The sequence below is a fragment of the Escherichia sp. MOD1-EC6842 genome (assembly GCF_002965705.1).
GTDB classification, from domain to species: Bacteria; Pseudomonadota; Gammaproteobacteria; order Enterobacterales; family Enterobacteriaceae; genus Escherichia; species Escherichia ruysiae.
This window is the reverse complement of the sequence record NZ_PTRF01000011.1, coordinates 40,273-60,413: the sequence shown is the minus strand read 5'-3', so window position 1 is coordinate 60,413 and position 20,141 is coordinate 40,273. Positions and strand designations below refer to the sequence as shown.

Genomic DNA, 20,141 nt, shown 5'->3' with positions numbered 1-20,141 from the left:
TGTGCATCCACACATAATGGCTGATTTTTTGCGCCAGTACGGAGACTTCAGTACTGGTAGTAACGTATTAAACGTTAAACAGGAAGTTCATCACATCGCCATCTTTAACGATGTAATCTTTACCTTCTGCACGCATTTTGCCTGCTTCTTTCGCGCCTTGTTCACCTTTGTAAGTGATGAAATCTTCAAACGCGATGGTTTGTGCACGGATAAAGCCTTTTTCAAAATCGGTGTGGATTTTGCCAGCAGCCTGCGGCGCGGTTGCACCAACCGGAATGGTCCATGCACGCACTTCTTTCACCCCGGCGGTGAAGTAAGTTTGCAGGTTCAGCAGTTTATAACCGGCACGGATCACACGGTTCAGACCCGGCTCTTCCAGTCCCAGTTCCTGCATAAACTCGTCACGTTCTTCGTCGTCCAGTTCGGCAATGTCTGCTTCAACAGCAGCACAAACCGGAACGACAACAGAACCTTCTTTCGCCGCGATTTCACGCACCTGGTCCAGATACGGGTTGTTTTCAAAACCGTCTTCGTTGACGTTGGCGATGTACATTGTCGGTTTCAGCGTCAGGAAGCTCAGGTAACGAATAGCAGCTTTTTCTTCTGCGCTTAAATCCAGCGCGCGCAGCATACCTGCGTTTTCAAGTTGTGGCAGGCATTTTTCCAGTACCGCCAGCTCGGCTTTCGCGTCTTTATCGCCACCTTTGGCTTTTTTCTGTACCCGGTGAATTGCACGTTCACAGGTGTCGAGATCCGCCAGAGCAAGCTCGGTATTGATAACGTCAATATCGTCTGCCGGGTTAACTTTGCCGGAAACGTGAATGATGTTGTCATTTTCAAAGCAGCGAACAACGTGACCGATCGCTTCGGTTTCACGGATGTTGGTCAGGAACTGGTTACCCAGACCTTCGCCTTTCGACGCGCCTTTTACCAGGCCAGCGATATCGACAAACTCCATGGTCGTGGGAAGCGTACGCTGCGGTTTTACGATTTCAGCCAGTTGATCCAGACGCGGATCGGGCATTGGCACAACGCCTGTGTTCGGCTCGATGGTGCAGAATGGAAAGTTGGCCGCTTCAATACCGGCTTTGGTCAGCGCGTTGAACAGGGTAGATTTCCCGACGTTGGGCAAACCGACGATACCGCATTTGAATCCCATGATTTAAATCACCTTAATATCTTAATAATCAACCTGTTATCGTAAACAGATTGTAGAAATGGAAATAACTCTGCCTATTATACACGGCACGCGGCAAAAATGCCGCAGACAACGACTTATTGCGCTTTAAAGGCGTGCAATCGGTTCGTTGCTTTGGTCAAGCCATCTGTAAACCACATTTCAGTACAACGTGCCGCTTCGTCGATGGCTTCATCAATTAACTTCTGTTCACTAACAGGAGGTTTGCCTAACACAAACCCGACAACTTTGTTTTTATCGCCCGGATGACCGATTCCAATGCGTAAACGGTGAAAGTTAGGGTTATTACCCAATTTACTGATGATGTCTTTCAGTCCATTGTGACCACCATGACCGCCGCCCAACTTAAATTTGGCGACGCCAGGGGGCAGATCCAGCTCGTCGTGGGCGACCAGAATTTCGTCCGGATTAATGCGGAAAAAACTGGCCATCGCCGCGACGGCTTTGCCGCTGAGATTCATAAATGTGGTCGGGACTAACAGGCGGACATCTTCGCCTCCAAGGGTAACTCGCGAGGTATAACCAAAGAATTTAGCTTCTTCGCGCAAGGGAGCGCGCAAACGCTCCGCCAGTAAGTCAACGAACCAGGCGCCAGCATTGTGTCGCGTTGCGGCGTATTCAGCGCCGGGGTTCGCCAGGCCGACAATCAATTTAATCGTCACGTTTTTTGTCCTGAGTGAGTGCATAACTGGCGCGTAGTTTACTGGTTGTGGCCTCGCTTGACAAAAAACAGCACCTTATACGCAGACAACATAATAATTGCCTCTGCGAACTATTAGAAAGTCAGGATGTTCAGGCGTTTATTTGTAAAGTTTTGTTGAAATAAGGGTTGTAATTGTGATCACGCCCGCACATAACCTACAGGGTGTTGTCTATACTTTACACATAAGGAAGAGGGGTATTCCCTGTTACAACCCAGAAAGTTCCGGAGGTGACACATGAAACGCAAAAACGCTTCGTTACTCGGTAACGTGCTCATGGGGTTGGGTCTGGTGGTCATGGTGGTCGGCGTGGGGTATTCAATCCTCAACCAGTTACCACAGTTTAATATGCCCCAGTATTTCGCACATGGTGCAGTGCTGAGTATTTTCGTCGGTGCCATTCTCTGGCTGGCGGGTGCCCGTGTTGGCGGGCATGAACAGGTGTGCGACCGTTACTGGTGGGTTCGTCATTATGACAAACGTTGCCGCCGTAACGATAATCGTCGTCATAGTTAACGCATAATGCAGTTTGCTGACCAGTCAGTTTGTGCTGACTGGTCAATTTAATGCCTTTCTTACAGATCAGCCATTGCTGCGCTGCGATTCGGGAAGAATGCCAGGCGTCCAGGGATCGGTTGAATACCAGAACGAGCCATGGTGCGCAGTGGCTGGAACTCCACATTACACACCCGCAGTTCACATCCTTCAGGCAGGCGCTTCACAAAACGCTGGAACGCATCAAGGCCACCGGCATCAAGAACCGGAACTGCATCCCACTTCAGAATAACAATTCGTTTGCCTTCCAGACGTGATTCAAGATCGGTGAATAAGCCTTCAGCCGCAGCAAAAAACAGCGGACCAATAACGCGCAGAACCAGTACATCCTCAGGAACATCTACCGCCACGGGTGCCAGACGAGTCATACGGGCGATACGGCGCATAAACAGCAGCGATGCCAGTACGATACCCACACTGATGGCAATAACCATATCAAACAGCACGGTCAGCGACATGCAAAGCAGCATGACGATGATGTCATCTTTCGGCGCATGGCGCAGCAAGTCGACCACTTTGTGCGCTTCACTCATGTTCCACGCCACCATCAATAGCAGGGCAGCCATGGCGGAAAGCGGCAGCCAGGAGAGCAGCGGTGCCAGTACCAGCAGAGCGAGAATAACCAGAATAGAGTGGATCACCGCCGAGATAGGGGAAGTTGCACCGGCACGGACGTTAGCGGCAGAACGCGCGATGGCAGCTGTAGCGGTAATACCACCAAAGAACGGAGCGATGATATTCCCCAGCCCCTGACCGACCAGTTCGCTGTTCGCCTTGTGTTTCGTCCCGGTCATGCCATCCAGTACCACCGCGCAGAGCAGAGATTCGATTGCGCCGAGCATTGCCATTGAGAATGCCGCAGGCAGCAGTGTGCGAATAGAATCCCAGGTTAGTGTGAATTCTGAATCGGGGAGATCCCACGGCAGTACCAGTTGCGGCAGCAGTTGCGGAATACCATTACCCTGGGAACCATCGGCCAGAACGTAGTGGAATTGCGAGCCGATGGTAGCAACGTGTCCACCGAGCAGGTTAACAATGCCCATCACCGCACAACCAGCCAGCAAGGCCGGAAGATGACCTGGTAAACGAATGCCCAGACGCGGCCAGAAAACCAGAATGCCAAGCGTCACAATGCCAATGGCAGCATCACCCACATTAATGGTGGGCAGCGCCATAAATAATGCGCCGACTTTTTGCAGATAATGTTCCGGGACATATGCCATTTGCAGACCGAGAAAATCTTTAATCTGCATCGTACCGATGGTGATCCCGATACCCGAAGTGAAGCCTAAGGTAACGGAAACCGGGATATACTCAATCAAGCGCCCGAAGCGCGCCAGCCCCATCAGGATCAAAAAGATCCCCGACAACAACGTCGCAACCAGCAGGCCTGCCAGTCCAAACTGTTGCGAAACGGGATAGAGAATTACCACAAATGCCGCAGTTGGACCGGAAACGCTAAAACGCGACCCCCCCGTCAGAGCAATGACAATCCCTGCAACAGCAGCGGTATATAAACCGTACTGTGGAGCCACGCCACTACCAATTGCCAACGCCATCGCCAGCGGAATAGCAATAATCCCGACGGTAATCCCGGCAATCAGGTCACGGGTAAACCGTGCGGCAGTGTATTTTTCTTTCCAGCAAGCGTCGATCAGAGCGCGGAAAGGCATCACATGTGAGGAGAATATTTTGTTCACAATAATGTTTCATCCGTGAGCGCATCATCTGTCAACTAAATGGCAGGTGAAGGAGGCATAGGTCATACAAATGGATATTACAGACAAAAAAACCCGCCGCAGCGGGTCTTTGAGCCGGGTTCGATTAATGTTCGAACATAGCAGAGATCGATTCTTCGTTGCTGATACGACGAATCGCTTCGGCCAGCATACCTGACAGAGTCAGAGTACGCACGTTCGGCAGTGATTTGATTTCATCGCTCAGCGGAATGGTATCGCAGACAACGACTTCATCAATTACAGAGTTACGCAGGTTGTTCGCCGCGTTGCCAGAGAAGATCGGGTGAGTCGCGTATGCAAATACACGTTTAGCACCACGTTCTTTCAGAGCTTCAGCAGCTTTACACAGCGTACCGCCAGTGTCGATCATATCATCGACCAGTACGCAGTCACGACCTGCAACGTCACCGATGATATGCATCACCTGGGAAACGTTCGCACGCGGACGACGTTTATCGATGATTGCCATATCGGTATCGTTCAGCAGCTTAGCGATAGCGCGGGCACGCACAACGCCGCCGATGTCCGGAGAAACCACAATTGGGTTATCCAGATTCAGCTGCAGCATGTCTTCCAGCAGGATCGGGCTACCAAATACGTTATCAACCGGAACGTCGAAGAAACCCTGAATCTGTTCAGCGTGCAGATCCACTGTCAGCACACGGTCAACACCGACGCTGGAGAGGAAATCTGCAACCACTTTCGCAGTGATTGGCACACGAGCGGAACGGACGCGACGGTCCTGGCGCGCATAGCCAAAGTAGGGGATAACAGCGGTGATACGACCTGCGGAAGCACGACGCAGGGCATCAACCATCACGACTAATTCCATCAGGTTGTCGTTAGTAGGGGCACAAGTGGACTGGATGATGAAAATATCACCACCGCGTACATTTTCATTGATTTGTACACTGACTTCGCCGTCGCTAAAGCGACCTACAGCGGCGTCGCCGAGTGAAGTGTACAGGCGGTTGGCAATACGTTGTGCTAGTTCCGGGGTGGCGTTACCAGCAAAAAGCTTCATATCAGGCACGAGAAGAACCTCAGGCATGCGTCCATTGGTGGAAAGAATCTGCCGAAAACTGTGCGGGCCAGGCAATATTCTTTCCAGGCGGTGTATTAAAGAGCGCGATGCAACGTCTGGAACAAGGTGACGTTGTCACCGAAACTCAGCTTGCCCGGCTTAAAGCATGGCTCTGTGCAATGGGGAAAGATTAACACCTTTCGCCACAAAGCCATTGAGCCATTCCGGGGCTTGCTCTAGCACCTGGCGGGCTTCAGACTCTGTATCAAATTCAGCAAAGACACAGGCTCCTGTCCCAGTCAGGCGCGACGGGGCGTATTCTAACAGCCAGGAAAGCACCGCATCAACCTCGCGAAAACGTTTTCTTGCGATAACCTCGCAATCATTACCGAATTCACATTTTAGCAACGTATCAATTGACCTGTTCGGCGTGTTGCGCGGGAGTTCAGGATCTTTAAAAATCACCGGTGTCGGAATACTTACACCAGGGTGTGCCACCAGATACCATTTCTCCGGTGGATTCACTGGCGTTAATATTTCGCCAACCCCTTCAGCAAACGCGGCATGACCGCGTACAAAGACAGGAACATCTGCGCCCAACGTCAGACCCAGTTCCGCCAGTTCATCAATACTTAGCCCGCATTGCCAGAGATGATTTAACGCCACCAGCACAGTCGCGGCATTCGATGAACCACCGCCCAGGCCGCCGCCCATCGGCAAACGCTTGCCAATGCTGATATTTGCACCGCTCCCCGCCGGAAGACGCCCGCTGTCTGCCGCTGTTTTCATCAACAACCGTGCTGCGCGAACGATCAGGTTATCTTCGTGCTCCACGCCTTCAACGGGCGTTAACAGACGAATATCCCCATCGTCACGAAGTTCAATGCTGATGGTGTCGCCGTAATCAAGAAACTGAAACAGCGTTTGCAGCGTGTGGTAACCGTCCGCTCGCTGACCGGTAATGTATAAGAACAGATTAAGTTTTGCCGGAGAGGGCCACTGTGTCCGCATTATTTCACTATCCAGTTATCCATTTTTAACTTGATGCGCTGACCACCGTCGGTGAGTTCCATATTGGCTGGCATCGCAGGTTGCGTTTTGGTGTCATAACCACCGTATACGACTTTCCAGTTTTTGCCGTTCTGGCTGTAGGTGATTTCGCTCAGGCGGTACTGGTCGTCCAGTTTGTAGTCGGTTGCATCACCAGGCAAACCTAAAATCCACTGGCGCAAACTGTTGAGCGGAATCGGCATTCCTGTCAATTTGCCAATCATCTCTTCGGCGTCATCGGCGGTGTAACGCTGACCTTTGTTATCTACCAGCTGCACGTTACCCGGCTGAGCATTCAGCTCCAGTTCGGTGCTTCCCAATGGGTTGGTCAGCAGCAGACGGTAGCGATCCTGGCCAGTTTGCTGCCAGAAGAAGCGGGCATACACTTTCTGCTGGTCAGAAATATACGCAAATGCACCGCGTGTCTGATACTGGTTGAGGTTACGAACCTCTTGCTGATGCTGACGCCACTGCGGGGAGTCCGGGCTTTTGCCGGGGCCTTTTGGTGTGGTAACGGAACAGGCAGTGAGCACGAGGGCAGCCAGCGGTAGCAGGCGGATAAAGCGAAAATCGGGCAGGGGCATGATAATGACAAGTCCTTGAGATACGTTGCAGTTATAACCCTTAATGCTAGCGTTACCGTCCGCTATCGTCTATGTTCAAGTTGTCTTAATTGCCAGAATCTAACGGCTTTTGGCAATTACTCCAAAAGGGGGCGCTCTCTTTTATTGATCTCACGCATCCTGTATGATGCGAGCAGACTAACCATATCAACGTTGGTATTATTTCCCGCAGACATGACCCTTTTAGCACTCGGTATTAACCATAAAACGGCACCTGTATCGCTACGAGAACGTGTATCGTTTTCGCCGGACAAGCTCGATCAGGCGCTTGACAGCCTGCTCGCGCAGCCGATGGTGCAGGGCGGCGTGGTGCTGTCGACGTGTAACCGCACAGAACTTTATCTTAGCGTTGAAGAGCAGGATAACCTGCAAGAGGCGCTCATTCGCTGGTTGTGCGATTACCACAATCTCAACGAAGAAGATCTGCGTAATAGCCTCTACTGGCATCAGGATAACGACGCGGTTAGCCATTTAATGCGTGTTGCCAGTGGCCTGGATTCACTGGTTCTGGGGGAGCCGCAGATCCTCGGTCAGGTTAAAAAAGCGTTTGCCGATTCGCAAAAAGGCCATATGAAGGCCAGCGAACTGGAACGCATGTTCCAGAAATCTTTCTCTGTAGCGAAGCGCGTTCGCACTGAAACGGATATTGGCGCCAGTGCTGTGTCTGTCGCTTTTGCGGCTTGTACGCTGGCGCGGCAGATCTTTGAATCGCTTTCTACGGTGACGGTATTGCTGGTTGGTGCGGGCGAAACCATCGAACTGGTGGCGCGTCATCTGCGCGAACACAAAGTGCAGAAGATGATTATCGCCAATCGTACTCGCGAACGAGCCCAAATCCTGGCAGATGAAGTCGGCGCAGAAGTGATTGCATTGAGCGATATCGACGAACGTCTGCGCGAAGCCGATATCATCATTAGTTCCACTGCAAGCCCGTTACCGATTATCGGTAAAGGTATGGTGGAGCGCGCATTAAAAAGCCGTCGCAACCAACCGATGCTGTTGGTGGATATTGCCGTTCCGCGCGATGTCGAACCGGAAGTCGGAAAACTGGCGAATGCCTACCTTTATAGCGTTGACGATCTGCAAAGCATCATTTCGCATAACCTGGCGCAGCGTAAAGCCGCCGCAGTTGAAGCGGAAACTATCGTCGCTCAGGAAACCAGCGAATTTATGGCGTGGCTGCGCGCACAAAGCGCCAGCGAAACTATTCGCGATTATCGCAGTCAGGCAGAGCAGGTTCGCGATGAGTTAACCGCCAAAGCGTTAGCAGCCCTTGAACAGGGCGGCGACGCGCAAGCCATTATGCAGGATCTGGCATGGAAACTGACTAACCGCCTGATCCATGCGCCAACGAAATCACTTCAACAGGCTGCCCGTGACGGGGATAACGAACGCCTGAATATTCTGCGCGACAGCCTCGGGCTGGAGTAGCAGTACATCATTTTCTTTTTTACAGGGTGCATTTACGCCTATGAAGCCTTCTATCGTTGCCAAACTGGAAGCCCTGCATGAACGCCATGAAGAAGTTCAGGCGCTGCTGGGTGATGCGCAAACCATCGCTGACCAGGAACGTTTTCGCGCATTATCTCGTGAATATGCGCAGTTAAGTGATGTTTCGCGCTGTTTCACCGACTGGCAACAGGTTCAGGAAGATATCGAAACCGCACAGATGATGCTCGACGATCCTGAAATGCGTGAGATGGCGCAGGATGAACTGCGTGAAGCTAAAGAAAAAAGCGAACAACTGGAACAACAACTTCAGGTTCTCTTGCTGCCAAAAGATCCTGATGACGAACGCAACGCCTTTCTCGAAGTGCGTGCCGGAACTGGTGGTGATGAAGCCGCATTATTTGCAGGCGATCTGTTCCGTATGTATAGCCGTTACGCAGAAGCCCGTCGCTGGCGCGTGGAAATCATGAGCGCCAGCGAGGGCGAGCATGGTGGCTATAAAGAGATCATCGCCAAAATCAGTGGCGATGGTGTGTATGGTCGCCTGAAATTCGAATCTGGCGGTCATCGCGTGCAGCGTGTTCCTGCTACGGAATCGCAAGGTCGTATTCATACTTCTGCTTGTACCGTTGCGGTAATGCCAGAGCTGCCTGACGCAGAACTGCCGGACATCAACCCGGCAGATTTGCGCATTGATACTTTCCGCTCTTCAGGGGCAGGGGGGCAGCACGTTAACACCACCGATTCGGCAATCCGTATTACTCACTTACCAACCGGTATTGTTGTTGAATGTCAGGACGAACGTTCACAACATAAAAACAAAGCTAAAGCACTTTCTGTACTTGGTGCTCGCATCCACGCAGCAGAAATGGCAAAACGCCAGCAGGCGGAGGCGTCTACCCGTCGTAACCTGCTGGGCAGTGGCGATCGCAGCGATCGTAATCGTACCTACAACTTCCCGCAGGGGCGCGTCACTGACCACCGTATCAACCTGACGCTCTACCGTCTGGATGAAGTGATGGAAGGTAAGCTGGATATGCTAATTGAACCGATTATCCAGGAACATCAGGCTGACCAACTGGCGGCGTTGTCCGAGCAAGAATAATGGAATATCAACACTGGTTACGTGACGCAATAACCCAACTTCAGGCGAGCGAAAGCCCACGGCGCGATGCTGAAATCCTGCTGGAGCATGTTACCGGCAAGGGGCGTACTTTTATTCTCGCCTTTGGCGAAACGCAGCTGACTGACGCGCAGTGTGAGCAACTCGACGTACTGCTTGCGCGTCGTCGTGCAGGTGAACCTATTGCTCATTTAACCGGTGTGCGTGAATTTTGGTCGTTGCCGTTATTTGTTTCGCCAGCGACCTTAATTCCCCGTCCTGACACGGAATGTCTGGTGGAGCAGGCACTGGCTCGGTTACCTGAACAGTCTTGCCGTATTCTCGATCTCGGTACGGGCACCGGGGCGATTGCGCTGGCGCTGGCCAGCGAGCGTCCAGATTGCGAGGTAACCGCCGTTGACCGAATGCCGGATGCCGTTGCCCTTGCGAAGCGTAATGCGCAGCATCTGGCGATTAAAAATATCCATATCCTGCAAAGCGACTGGTTTAGTGCGCTTGGCGAGCAGCAGTTTGCGATGATTGTCAGCAATCCGCCATATATCGACGAGCAGGATCCCCATCTTCAACAAGGCGATGTCCGCTTTGAGCCGCTGTCGGCATTGGTGGCGGCAGACAGCGGTATGGCGGATATCGTGCACATCATCCAAAAGTCACGTAACATGCTAATATCTGGCGGATTTCTGCTTCTGGAACATGGCTGGCAGCAAGGGGAAGTGGTTCGACAGGCATTTATTCAGGCGGGTTATCGTGATGTCGAAACCTGCCGGGACTACGGTGATAACGAGCGCGTGACGCTTGGTCGCTATTATCGATGACTAGTTTTACTACGCTGCTTAGCGTTCATCTCATTAGCGTTGCGCTTTCTGTTGGGCTATTAACCTTACGTTTCTGGCTACGTTATCAGGAGCATCCTCAGGCATTTGCTCGCTGGACGCGCATTGCGCCGCCGGTTATTGACACGGTGTTATTGTTAAGCGGCGTGGCGCTAATGGCTAAAGCGCACATCCTGCCATTTTCCGGGCAGGCACAATGGCTGACTGAAAAGCTGTTTGGAGTTATCATTTATATCGTTTTGGGTTTTATTGCTCTCGATTATCGTCGGGTGCACAGTCAGCAGGTGCGCATTATTGCCTTCCCGCTGGCGCTGGTGGTGCTGTACATCATCATTAAACTCGCCACCACAAAAGTACCGTTACTGGGGTAAGTCATGAGATCGTTAGCTGATTTCGAATTTAATAAAGCGCCGCTGTGCGAAGGCATGATCCTGGCTTGCGAAGCAATCCGCCGCGATTTTCCCTCGCAAGATGTATACGACGAACTGGAGCGTCTCGTTAATCTGGCGAAGGAAGAAATTAGCCAGCTTCTGCCTTTAGAAGAGCAGCTGGAAAAATTGATCGCGCTGTTTTACGGCGAATGGGGATTTAAAGCCTCACGCGGTGTTTATCGTCTTTCCGATGCACTATGGTTGGATCAGGTGTTAAAAAATCGGCAGGGCAGTGCGGTATCATTAGGCGCCGTTTTGGTGTGGGTCGCTAATCGTCTCGATTTGCCGCTGATGCCGGTGATTTTCCCGACGCAGCTTATATTGCGCATTGAATGTCCGGATGGCGAAATTTGGTTGATTAACCCTTTTAACGGTGAATCGTTAAGCGAACATATGCTGGATGTATGGTTAAAGGGAAATATCAGCCCGTCGGCGGAACTGTTTTATGAAGACCTGGATGAAGCCGATAACATTGAGGTTATCCGCAAACTATTGGATACGCTGAAAGCGTCGCTGATGGAAGAAAATCAGATGGAACTGGCATTACGCACCAGCGAGGCCTTATTACAGTTCAACCCTGAAGATCCGTATGAAATTCGCGATCGTGGGTTGATTTACGCGCAACTGGATTGCGAACACGTTGCGTTAAATGATTTAAGTTATTTCGTTGAACAGTGTCCGGAAGACCCGATCAGCGAAATGATTCGTGCGCAAATTAATAACATCGCGCATAAACATATTGTGCTGCATTAATTAATCGACATTTTACTTAAGATTAAGGCGATCCTATGAAACAAAAAGTGGTTAGCATTGGCGACATCAACGTAGCAAATGACCTGCCGTTCGTGCTGTTTGGCGGTATGAACGTGCTGGAATCTCGCGATCTGGCGATGCGCATTTGCGAACACTACGTAACCGTGACCCAGAAACTGGGTATCCCTTACGTGTTCAAAGCCTCTTTTGACAAAGCCAACCGCTCCTCTATCCACTCTTATCGTGGACCGGGCCTGGAAGAAGGGATGAAAATCTTCCAGGAATTGAAGCAAACTTTTGGCGTGAAAATTATCACCGACGTTCACGAACCAAGCCAGGCACAGCCAGTTGCTGATGTTGTGGATGTGATCCAGTTACCGGCATTTCTCGCTCGTCAGACTGACCTGGTGGAAGCCATGGCGAAAACCGGTGCGGTAATTAACGTCAAAAAACCGCAGTTTGTCAGCCCGGGTCAGATGGGTAACATCGTTGATAAATTCAAAGAAGGCGGCAACGATAAAGTGATTCTTTGCGATCGCGGCGCTAACTTTGGCTATGACAACCTGGTTGTCGATATGCTGGGTTTCAGCATTATGAAGAAAGTGTCTGGTAACTCGCCGGTGATTTTCGACGTGACCCACGCACTGCAATGCCGCGATCCGTTTGGCGCAGCTTCCGGCGGTCGTCGTGCTCAGGTGGCTGAGCTGGCACGAGCCGGTATGGCGGTAGGTCTGGCGGGGCTGTTTATTGAAGCTCATCCGGATCCGGAACATGCGAAATGTGATGGCCCATCCGCGCTGCCGCTGGCTAAACTGGAACCGTTCCTCAAGCAGATGAAAGCGATTGATGATCTGGTGAAAGGTTTCGAAGAACTGGATACCAGCAAGTAATCTTTTTTGCTTGAAAAATAAAGTCTTAGCGTTCTGCGTTAAGACTTTTTTCATGGGTGCCAGATACAAAAAAGGCCACAGGCTGTTACCCCTGCGGCCGGTTTCGGGCGCATATTGCCATCACGGCAGCCTGACGCCCGTATTCGCCTTACTTCCGGTTACGCCACCAGCTGACAATCGCTGCGGTAATAATTCCCGCCAGGATCGGTGCTGCCAGGTCGTGCCAGAAAATCATGGCAAACTGCGCGAGCGTCATATAGCCGCCTTGTTGTAATGACAACATTTTGCGGCTATTCTTGAATTGTTGATGGTTCAAGATTAGCCCCCGTTCTGTTGTCAGGTTTTACCTCTCAACGTGCGGGGGTTTTCTCTTTCCAGCAACCAATGCCACCAGGGATAAAGCCCCCGCAACATTGCGCCTCACCGGATAACGCCGGCTTGGTGTGGATACTACGTCTCAAGCCTTCTTTACTTCACCACTGAAACGTTCGTAATGAAGAGTACATTCCAGCTTTTCATCAACTGTTGCAGTGCTTTCTTGCATGTTGTGGTGCAGGCTCGCAATTATGTCTGACGAATTGTTCAGAATAACTGAAGAAAGGAACCGGGCAGGTATTTTTATTATCTCCCCCAGCTTCCGCCGCCAGGGGGAGATATCAATGTCAGGCAAATATTGTCATCAAATAGGCGGCAAAGAGAGCCAGATGTGCCGCGCCGTTGAGTACGTTAGTACGTCCGGTGGAGAAGGAGATATGGCACAGCACCAAAGAGGCTACCATTACCACCATTTCTGGCGCACCAAGCGCAAACTGCAATTCATTGCCTGTCATAAAGGCGATCAGCGTGACGACAGGTACGGTAAGTGAAATGGTTGCTAACACCGAACCAAAGAACAGATTCATCGCGCGCTGGACCTGGTTGTTTAATACCGCTTTTAACGCCCCTAAGCCTTCCGGCGAAAGAATCAATAGCGCCACCAGGAAACCGGTAAAGGCCACCGGAGCATTCATGCTGGTGAGCAGTGTTTCCAGCGGACTGGCGTTCATTTTGGTAACCGCTATCACCGCAATTAAATGGATAATCAACCAGACGGCATGCCACAGGCTGCTATGGGCAGACGGTTTACCATGGTGCGGATCGTCATCATCACTGTCATCTTCATGTTCATAGACAAACAGACTCTGATGCGTTTTGGTCTGAATTAGCAAAAATACGCCGTACATTGCTGCGGAAATTAATGCCACCAGCAACGCCTGACCAGTTGAAAAATTCGCTGCAGGCAGAGCCATCGGGAATACCAGCACAATAATTGCCAATGGAAACAGGGCGATTAAATACTGTTTAATACCAAACAGATTCATATATTGGGTGGCAAATTTGCGCCCGCCCAACAGTAATGAAAAACCAACCAGTCCACCAGTAACAATCATAATGATTGAATAGAGTGTATCTCGCATTAACGTCGGCGCCGCATCGCCGGTCGCCATTAAGGCTGATATCAAACTGACTTCAAGAATAACCACGGAAAGGCTAAGAATAAGAGAGCCATAAGGTTCCCCCAGTCGATGGGCTAATACGTCCGCATGACGGACAACACTAAAGGCGCTGCTTAAAATACCAATAAGCGCAAGAAGATTGATGCCTATGACCACTGGTAGTGTTTGACTGCTTCCCCACAGGAACAGCACTACCAGCGCCAGAACCGGGAAAATAAGCGAGGTCTCCTTGTGGCGGGTTTTTACCGCCTCGTGAGCATTTGTCATTATGGTTATCCTTTGCAGATGAATTTGTCGAAAATGTAATAAATAGGCAGAAAAAATAACAGAAAGTGTCTGGATATCGGTAACATTTTACGAAATTTTACCCCGCTGTCGCTTTTTTACTCTTTGGGGTATAAAAATAATCAACGTGTTTAGACAATGTTTGTATTAGCACCTCTTAAGAAGAGTCTGACGTGAAAAGTCTTATATGCTGGCAAGCGTGGATATTGTTGACCACACTTAAAGTTCACCTTTAAAAAAGGAGTCAACAATGCCGTATAAAACAAAAAGCGATCTGCCGGAAAATGTAAAACACGTTCTACCGTCCCATGCCCAGGATATCTATAAAGAGGCATTCAACAGCGCCTGGGATCAATATAAAGATAAAGAAGATCGGCGTGATGATGCCAGTCGGGAGGAGACAGCGCATAAAGTGGCCTGGGCAGCAGTGAAACATGAATATGCTAAAGGAAGTGATGATAAATGGCATAAAAAGTTATAACTCCCGGTGATGAGTTAAAGCTATTCGTGCGGCGTCGCCTTGCAAGTGGTCTGCAGATTGCATATTGTCCCGGTAATGGTTCCAAAATGAGCAGTAAAAATGTCTGGAAGACACCAAAAAGTTGTCGCAGGGAAGTATGCAGTGGCGGAGGTATAAGGTGATAACGCGGGATTTCTTGATGAATGCCGATTGTAAAACGGCATTTGGCACTATTGAAGAATCACTCTTATGGTCGGCAGAACAGCGGGCAGCCTCGCTGGCAGCTACGCTGGCTTGTCGTCCTGATGAGGGGGCGGTGTGGATCTTCGGTTATGGATCGTTGATGTGGAATCCGGCGCTGGAGTTTATCGAGTCCTGTACCGGTACGCTGGTTGGGTGGCACCGGGCGTTCTGTCTGCGTCTGACCGCCGGAAGGGGGACGGCACACCAGCCGGGAAGAATGCTTGCTCTGAAAGAGGGCGGCCGCACCACGGGAGTGGCGTATCGCTTGCCGGAAGAGACGCTGGAGCAGGAACTGACCTTGCTGTGGAAGCGGGAGATGATTACCGGCTGCTACCTGCCAACCTGGTGTCAGCTTGATCTTGATGACGGGCGCACAGTCAACGCGCTGGTGTTTATTATGGACCCGCGCCATCCTGAATATGAGTCCGATACCCGAGCTCAGGTGATTGCTCCGTTGATTGCTGCGGCGAGTGGTCCGCTTGGAACCAATGCACAGTATTTATTTTCTCTGGAACAAGAGCTCAACAAACTGGGGATGCAGGATGACGGGCTGAATGATTTACTGGTGTCGGTGAAAAAACTGCTGGCGGAGAATTTCCCGGATGGTGTCTTACGGCCCGGTTTTGCCTGATGAAACTGTTATCACAGCGGGGCGTTTCTGTAACCTTGAGCGCCCCATACTGCAATTAAAACGTGAGCACTTTATCGGCAACCAGCGTCCATTGCGCCAGTTCGACCAGTGTGCCAATTTCAACTCCATCAATCAGCGGAAGTGGGCTGATACCGCGACCATCGGTGCAGGTTTTGCACAATTTCACAGGTACATTTTGCGCAGTGAGGATCTCGAGCATTTGCTGAATATTGTAGCCTTCCCCCGGTTTTTGTCCGCGTAATCCGGCAGTTACCGCATCAGACATCAGGAACAGACGCAGATCCAGGTTGCTCTCCTGCTCCCGTAGCGCAATGGCCAGCCGCAGGCTATTAAATAAGGATTCGCTCCCGTAGGGCGCGCCATTGGCAACGATCACGATTTTTTGCATTACTCACTCCAGTATTCAGATAATTAGATTTTCGACTTCTATCTTACTGCTTTTACGCTGTCTGACCAATTTGCCACATTTTTAGGATTTTCCATAAAGCATGAGAAAGTACGAGAAAAGTTACCAGTAATCGTTATTCTATAAAGTAATGGGTGTTCATTTTTATCGGAAATTACTGACGTTTTGAGCCGTATCGTCTCTCGTGTTACCCCACTTTATTTACTCTTGCTGCTGGCAGGCGGTATAGCTAGCGCACAGCCATCCGTTGAGCAGCAATCGGTAAATCCTTTTGATAACGATAAGGATGGTCTGCCGGACTTAGGAATGGCACCGGAAAATCATGACGGTGAAAAACACTTCGCCGAAATCGTGAAAGATTTTGGTGAAACCAGTATGACTGATAACGGTCAGGATACAGGTGAGCAGGCAAAAGCCTTTGCGCTGGGAAAAGTTCGTGATGCGCTCAGTCAGCAGGTTAATCAACATGTGGAGTCCTGGCTTTCGCCGTGGGGGAACGCCAGTGTTGACGTCAAAGTGGATAACGAAGGGCATTTCACCGGCAGCCGGGGGAGCTGGTTTGTACCGTTGCAGGATAACGAGCGTTATCTCACATGGAGCCAACTTGGACTCACCCAGCAGGACGATGGCCTGGTAAGTAACCTTGGCGTTGGTCAACGCTGGAGGCATGGCACATGGTTGATGGGATACAACACGTTTTATGACAACTTGTTAGATGAAAATCTTCAGCGGGCAGGGTTTGGCGCTGAAGCATGGGGAGAATATCTACGCTTGTCGGCAAATTATTACCAGCCTTTTGCCTCATGGCATGAACAGACTGCCTCGCTCGAGCAGCGTATGGCGCGTGGTTATGATCTGACTGCCCGGATGCGAATGCCGTTTTACCAGCATCTCAACACCAGTGTCAGCCTCGAACAATATTTTGGTCAGCGTGTCGATCTGTTTAATTCTGGCACGGGTTACCATAATCCTGTCGCCATGAGTCTGGGGCTTAATTACACCCCTGTTCCACTCGTTACTATGACCGCTCAGCATAAACAAGGCGAAAGTGGAGAAAGCCAAAATAATCTCGGGCTGAATATTAACTACCGCTTTGGGGTGCCACTAAACAAACAACTTTCTGCTGGCGAAGTTGCTGAGAGTCAGTCGTTGCGAGGCAGTCGCTATGACAATCCGCAGCGGAATAATCTGCCGGTCATTGAGTATCATCAGCGTAAAACCTTAACGGTATTTCTGGCGACGCCCCCCTGGGATCTTAAACCTGGTGAAACGGTGCCGCTGAAATTACAAATCCACAGTCGTTACGGTATTCGACAATTGATCTGGCAAGGGGATACACAGATGTTAAGTCTGACATCGGGAGCCACAGCCAATAGTGCGGATGGCTGGACGCTGATCGTGCCGGACTGGCAAAGTGGAGAAGAGGCGACCAATCGATGGCGCTTGTCGGTGGTGGTGGAAGATAACCAGGGACAGCGTGTCTCTTCCAATGAGATCACGCTAACGCTTGCCGAACCTTTCGATGAAATGGCAAAGGACGAACTGCGCTGGGAACCATAATCAGAAAATACGTTCCTGATGCACCCATACTGCGGCTTCCACACGAGATTTAAGCTTCATTTTTTTCAGCATGTGCTTCACGTGCACTTTGACCGTGCTTTCAGTGATGTCCAGGCGACGGGCGATCATCTTATTCGGTAAGCCCTGAGCAATCAGTTTCAGAATATCGCGCTCGCGCGGCGTTAACTGGTTGACGTCGCGTTCAGTCGTGGCGCGGTTAGCACGCAGGCTGGCGGCCAGAACAGGGGTTAACGCCTCGCTTAATACCATTTCGCCAGCTGCAGCCTGGTGCAACGCTTTTAACAGATCTTCCGGCTCCATATCTTTTAACAGATAGCCATCTGCGCCGCGTTTCAGCGCGGTGACGACGTCCTCTTCATGGTTCGAGACGCTGAATACCACAATGCGGCCGGATAAAGATTTTTCGCGCAGTTTATCCAGCGTTTCCAGACCGTTCATGCCGGGCATATTCAGATCAAGCAGAATCAGATCAGGATCGAGAGATTCCGCAAGTAAAATACCCTGCTCGCCATTGCTCGCTTCGCCAACCACAGTGATATCGGGGGCCATGCTGATAAGCTGTTTTACGCCAGTTCGCAGCATCGGGTGATCGTCGATCAGCAGGATAGTAGCCGGTTCCTGATTACTCATGGATATCTCCTTGGACGTCTGTGAAAGTTTTTTCGGGAATAAAAGTGACCACCACTTCGGTGCCACCTGATTCACGACGGCGGACGCGACAGTCGCCACGCAGACTTTGCGCACGGTCACGCATAATTATCATGCCGTAGTGATTGCTGCGGATGGCATTTTCAGGCACCCCGCAGCCGTTATCCTGGACGGTCAGTTTGACCTGATTATCGTTTTGCGCCACCGTCACAACGACCTCGCTCGCTTGCGAATGTTTGAGGGCGTTACTTAATGCCTCACGGGCAATTTGCAACAGATGGATTGCCTGATGCGAGGGCACCAGACGCGGTGGCAACTGGTAATCCAGCTTCACCGGGAAGCCAAATTTGGCGCTGTACTCTTCACAACTTGCCTCCAGTGCCGGGCGTAATCCCGGTTCTGTGAGCTGCAAACGGAATGTGGTGAGCAACTCACGCAACTGCGCCCATGACGCATTCAGTTCGTTACGGATCTGGCTTAACAGTTCGCGGCTGCTTTCTGGCAGTGCGTCGCCTTGCATCTGTAAACAACTCACCTGCATCTTCATACAAGAGAGAGATTGGGCAATAGAATCATGTAGTTCGCGCGCAATGGTGGCACGCTCTTCCATCACGATCAACTGCTGCTGGCGTTCCTGATGGCGATCCAGCGCCAGAGTGGCGGTTAATTGTTCAACCAGCGTATCCACCAGTTGCTGTTGATCATGGCTCAGATGGCGTCCCTGAGGCAGGGTCGCCAGCAAAATGCCGTACTGCATATGGGAATCTGCCAGTCGCCATTTCAGGGTAGTGCCGCGATCACCAACGGGTAATACCCCGCGTGGGCAGAGTTGGCAGCCTTTGTCGTCGCAGGTCATATCCGGCTGGCAGGTAAACTCCTGATGATTCTCTTCATCTTCAGTGTCATATACACGCAGTTCGATATCACGCAGCAGGGTTAAATTTTGCAATCCATTGAGTACAGGTGACAGGCGTTCACACAGTGGGGCGCGAGAATGCAAACGACGGTTAGCCTGCCACAAAAACGAGAGTATTTGATTTTTATGCTCCAGCCCGGCGGTTTTCTCCTGTACCCGATGCTCAAGTACGGCATAACTTTCGGCCAGTTCTGCAGACATATTGTTCAATGCCGTTCCAAGCATCGCCATTTCGTTGCGCCCGCTGATATTCGCCCGCTGGGTAAAATCGCGATGGCTGACGGCACTCGCCATCGCCAGCAATTGCCGCCACGGCTGTAGCAGCCGTGCCCGCAGCCATATGATGGTAAATACCAGCAGAAGTGCCATAAACACAGCCATCACCCGATGAACCAGTACGACCGTCTCAATGCGCATTTCTGTGGTGCGGTCAAAACCAGACACCAACTGATCAAGCCCGGCGACAAACTGGCTGACGTCAGCCGACACCGTTTCGCGGCTTTGTGCGTGTAGCAGCGCAGGAATCAGCTCATGGCGCCAGTAATCCTGCAACCCCTGTAATTGCGCCAGTTGCCCGTCTCGTTCTGCTGCTCGAGTTAATTCGGTGCTAAATGCCGTTTGTTCCATCTCTTTGATTAAGGGCTTGTCTTTCTCGCTTAATGGTACTGCCGCCAGTAGCCGGTAAGTTTGCATACGCAGCGATCCCGCTTTGTTAATAGCATGGGCGCTGCCCTGAACGCCTTGTACCAGCCAGCCAGAAACCGCCATCCCCGCCAGTCCAATAGCGGTAGAAAGCAAAACAATAAGCGCAACCTGATTAACCAGGGTGAGCGGAGAGAGACAACGTTTAAGCATGTAAACCTCTTCCTTCAGGCTTTGAATGAGCAATAACCTTAATGAATGTGACGATACATTCTGGAATGGCGTTATTCTCGGCTATTGGCTGAAGTATACCCATACCTGGAAAGAGTTACTCCTTATTTGCCGTGTGGTTAGTCGATTTACATCAGTAAGGGTAGGGATTTTACAGTACTGTGAAAAATCTCATAATTTTTATGAAATCTCCGTACTCACTATGGGTAATC

The 20,141-nt window shown here is 50.9% G+C and carries 21 protein-coding genes; 10 read left to right on the top strand and 11 right to left on the bottom strand.

What is annotated here, in order from left to right; genetic code table 11:
• Positions 1–67: 67 nt before the first annotated feature.
• The gene (gene ychF / locus A7Z29_RS14405) at positions 68–1,159 is read right to left on the bottom strand and encodes a redox-regulated ATPase YchF (protein ID WP_000505860.1); all 1,092 of its coding nucleotides are present in this window, start codon (positions 1,157–1,159) and stop codon (positions 68–70) included.
• Positions 1,160–1,275: 116 nt separating this feature from the next.
• Positions 1,276–1,860 (bottom strand): aminoacyl-tRNA hydrolase, encoded by a 585-nt coding sequence (gene pth / locus A7Z29_RS14400; RefSeq protein WP_000152933.1) that lies wholly within the window; start codon positions 1,858–1,860, stop codon positions 1,276–1,278.
• Positions 1,861–2,136: 276 nt separating this feature from the next.
• Between pth and ychH the strand changes: the two genes are divergently transcribed.
• Positions 2,137–2,415: a stress-induced protein YchH gene (gene ychH / locus A7Z29_RS14395; RefSeq protein WP_000823884.1), complete on the top strand. Its 279-nt coding sequence runs from the start codon at positions 2,137–2,139 to the stop codon at positions 2,413–2,415.
• Positions 2,416–2,474: 59 nt separating this feature from the next.
• On the opposite strand, the gene dauA is transcribed toward ychH, so the two are convergent.
• The 4 genes from dauA to lolB all read right to left on the bottom strand — a co-directional run bounded on the left by dauA (position 2,475) and on the right by lolB (position 6,851).
• Complete coding sequence (gene dauA, locus A7Z29_RS14390; RefSeq protein ID WP_105290397.1) at positions 2,475–4,154, bottom strand: C4-dicarboxylic acid transporter DauA; 1,680 nt, start codon at positions 4,152–4,154, stop codon at positions 2,475–2,477.
• A gap of 124 nt (positions 4,155–4,278) precedes the next feature.
• Complete coding sequence (prs, locus tag A7Z29_RS14380; protein WP_001298109.1) at positions 4,279–5,226, bottom strand: ribose-phosphate diphosphokinase; 948 nt, start codon at positions 5,224–5,226, stop codon at positions 4,279–4,281.
• Between the two features lie 150 nt (positions 5,227–5,376).
• On the bottom strand, positions 5,377–6,228 hold the full coding sequence (ispE, locus tag A7Z29_RS14370; RefSeq protein ID WP_105290396.1) for a 4-(cytidine 5'-diphospho)-2-C-methyl-D-erythritol kinase: 852 nt from the start codon (positions 6,226–6,228) through the stop codon (positions 5,377–5,379).
• Positions 6,228–6,851, bottom strand: coding sequence for a lipoprotein insertase outer membrane protein LolB (lolB, locus tag A7Z29_RS14365; protein ID WP_001130680.1), 624 nt, complete (start codon positions 6,849–6,851; stop codon positions 6,228–6,230). The genes ispE and lolB overlap by 1 nt, the downstream gene beginning before the upstream one ends.
• 213 nt (positions 6,852–7,064) lie before the next feature.
• On the opposite strand from lolB, the gene hemA reads away from it, so the two are divergent.
• Genes hemA through kdsA form a run of 6 tightly spaced genes read left to right on the top strand, consistent with a single transcriptional unit; the run spans position 7,065 to position 12,369 of the window.
• Positions 7,065–8,321 carry a glutamyl-tRNA reductase gene (hemA, locus tag A7Z29_RS14360; RefSeq protein WP_010346781.1) on the top strand — a complete coding sequence of 419 codons (1,257 nt, stop codon included), beginning with the start codon at positions 7,065–7,067 and terminating at the stop codon, positions 8,319–8,321.
• Between the two features lie 40 nt (positions 8,322–8,361).
• Positions 8,362–9,444: a peptide chain release factor 1 gene (gene prfA, locus A7Z29_RS14355; protein WP_000804726.1), complete on the top strand. Its 1,083-nt coding sequence runs from the start codon at positions 8,362–8,364 to the stop codon at positions 9,442–9,444.
• Positions 9,444–10,277 carry a peptide chain release factor N(5)-glutamine methyltransferase gene (gene prmC / locus A7Z29_RS14350; protein ID WP_000456438.1) on the top strand — a complete coding sequence of 278 codons (834 nt, stop codon included), beginning with the start codon at positions 9,444–9,446 and terminating at the stop codon, positions 10,275–10,277. The genes prfA and prmC overlap by 1 nt, the downstream gene beginning before the upstream one ends.
• Entirely contained in the window at positions 10,274–10,666 is a 393-nt protein-coding gene (sirB2, locus tag A7Z29_RS14345) for an invasion regulator SirB2 (RefSeq protein ID WP_000200410.1), read from the top strand. The genes prmC and sirB2 overlap by 4 nt, the downstream gene beginning before the upstream one ends.
• Before the next feature lie 3 nt (positions 10,667–10,669).
• Entirely contained in the window at positions 10,670–11,479 is an 810-nt protein-coding gene (sirB1, locus tag A7Z29_RS14340; protein WP_001257033.1) for an invasion regulator SirB1, read from the top strand.
• A 35-nt stretch (positions 11,480–11,514) separates the two neighbouring features.
• Positions 11,515–12,369 carry a 3-deoxy-8-phosphooctulonate synthase gene (gene kdsA, locus A7Z29_RS14335; protein ID WP_000811058.1) on the top strand — a complete coding sequence of 285 codons (855 nt, stop codon included), beginning with the start codon at positions 11,515–11,517 and terminating at the stop codon, positions 12,367–12,369.
• Positions 12,370–12,517: 148 nt separating this feature from the next.
• Here the strand turns inward: kdsA and A7Z29_RS14330 are convergent, their stop codons facing one another.
• Both A7Z29_RS14330 and chaA read right to left on the bottom strand, forming a co-directional pair.
• Positions 12,518–12,625, bottom strand: a complete 108-nt coding sequence (locus A7Z29_RS14330) for a type I toxin-antitoxin system toxin Ldr family protein (RefSeq protein ID WP_000170955.1) — start codon at positions 12,623–12,625, stop codon at positions 12,518–12,520.
• Between the two features lie 406 nt (positions 12,626–13,031).
• Positions 13,032–14,132, bottom strand: a complete 1,101-nt coding sequence (chaA, locus tag A7Z29_RS14320) for a sodium-potassium/proton antiporter ChaA (protein WP_000180147.1) — start codon at positions 14,130–14,132, stop codon at positions 13,032–13,034.
• 268 nt (positions 14,133–14,400) lie between these two features.
• On the opposite strand from chaA, the gene chaB reads away from it, so the two are divergent.
• Both chaB and chaC read left to right on the top strand, forming a co-directional pair.
• Entirely contained in the window at positions 14,401–14,631 is a 231-nt protein-coding gene (gene chaB / locus A7Z29_RS14315; RefSeq protein WP_001146436.1) for a putative cation transport regulator ChaB, read from the top strand.
• Positions 14,632–14,788: 157 nt separating this feature from the next.
• The gene (gene chaC / locus A7Z29_RS14310) at positions 14,789–15,484 is read left to right on the top strand and encodes a glutathione-specific gamma-glutamylcyclotransferase (RefSeq protein ID WP_010351803.1); all 696 of its coding nucleotides are present in this window, start codon (positions 14,789–14,791) and stop codon (positions 15,482–15,484) included.
• 55 nt (positions 15,485–15,539) lie between these two features.
• Here the strand turns inward: chaC and ychN are convergent, their stop codons facing one another.
• A complete protein-coding gene (gene ychN, locus A7Z29_RS14305) occupies positions 15,540–15,893 on the bottom strand; it encodes a DsrE/F sulfur relay family protein YchN (RefSeq protein ID WP_001169665.1) in 354 nt (117 codons plus the stop codon).
• Between the two features lie 183 nt (positions 15,894–16,076).
• Here ychN and A7Z29_RS14300 point away from each other — a divergent pair, with 183 nt between their 5' ends.
• Positions 16,077–17,471, top strand: coding sequence for a YchO/YchP family invasin (locus A7Z29_RS14300; RefSeq protein ID WP_105290395.1), 1,395 nt, complete (start codon positions 16,077–16,079; stop codon positions 17,469–17,471).
• Here the strand turns inward: A7Z29_RS14300 and narL are convergent, their stop codons facing one another.
• Both narL and narX read right to left on the bottom strand, forming a co-directional pair.
• On the bottom strand, positions 17,472–18,122 hold the full coding sequence (narL, locus tag A7Z29_RS14295; protein ID WP_000070495.1) for a two-component system response regulator NarL: 651 nt from the start codon (positions 18,120–18,122) through the stop codon (positions 17,472–17,474). It abuts the gene before it with no gap.
• Positions 18,115–19,911 (bottom strand): nitrate/nitrite two-component system sensor histidine kinase NarX, encoded by a 1,797-nt coding sequence (gene narX, locus A7Z29_RS14290; RefSeq protein WP_000918092.1) that lies wholly within the window; start codon positions 19,909–19,911, stop codon positions 18,115–18,117. The genes narL and narX overlap by 8 nt, the downstream gene beginning before the upstream one ends.
• Positions 19,912–20,141: the final 230 nt, after the last annotated feature.

Coding starts and splice junctions, on each gene's coding strand:
- prmC (WP_000456438.1), top strand. CDS start 9,444: ATGGAATATCAACACTGGTTACGTGACGCAATAACCCAACTTCAGGCG.
- sirB1 (WP_001257033.1), top strand. CDS start 10,670: ATGAGATCGTTAGCTGATTTCGAATTTAATAAAGCGCCGCTGTGCGAA.
- ychF (WP_000505860.1), bottom strand. CDS start 1,159: ATGGGATTCAAATGCGGTATCGTCGGTTTGCCCAACGTCGGGAAATCT.
- narX (WP_000918092.1), bottom strand. CDS start 19,911: ATGCTTAAACGTTGTCTCTCTCCGCTCACCCTGGTTAATCAGGTTGCG.
- ispE (WP_105290396.1), bottom strand. CDS start 6,228: ATGCGGACACAGTGGCCCTCTCCGGCAAAACTTAATCTGTTCTTATAC.
- ychN (WP_001169665.1), bottom strand. CDS start 15,893: ATGCAAAAAATCGTGATCGTTGCCAATGGCGCGCCCTACGGGAGCGAA.
- kdsA (WP_000811058.1), top strand. CDS start 11,515: ATGAAACAAAAAGTGGTTAGCATTGGCGACATCAACGTAGCAAATGAC.
- prfA (WP_000804726.1), top strand. CDS start 8,362: ATGAAGCCTTCTATCGTTGCCAAACTGGAAGCCCTGCATGAACGCCAT.
- lolB (WP_001130680.1), bottom strand. CDS start 6,851: ATGCCCCTGCCCGATTTTCGCTTTATCCGCCTGCTACCGCTGGCTGCC.
- hemA (WP_010346781.1), top strand. CDS start 7,065: ATGACCCTTTTAGCACTCGGTATTAACCATAAAACGGCACCTGTATCG.
- chaA (WP_000180147.1), bottom strand. CDS start 14,132: ATGACAAATGCTCACGAGGCGGTAAAAACCCGCCACAAGGAGACCTCG.
- ychH (WP_000823884.1), top strand. CDS start 2,137: ATGAAACGCAAAAACGCTTCGTTACTCGGTAACGTGCTCATGGGGTTG.
- narL (WP_000070495.1), bottom strand. CDS start 18,122: ATGAGTAATCAGGAACCGGCTACTATCCTGCTGATCGACGATCACCCG.
- sirB2 (WP_000200410.1), top strand. CDS start 10,274: ATGACTAGTTTTACTACGCTGCTTAGCGTTCATCTCATTAGCGTTGCG.
- chaB (WP_001146436.1), top strand. CDS start 14,401: ATGCCGTATAAAACAAAAAGCGATCTGCCGGAAAATGTAAAACACGTT.
- A7Z29_RS14330 (WP_000170955.1), bottom strand. CDS start 12,625: ATGACGCTCGCGCAGTTTGCCATGATTTTCTGGCACGACCTGGCAGCA.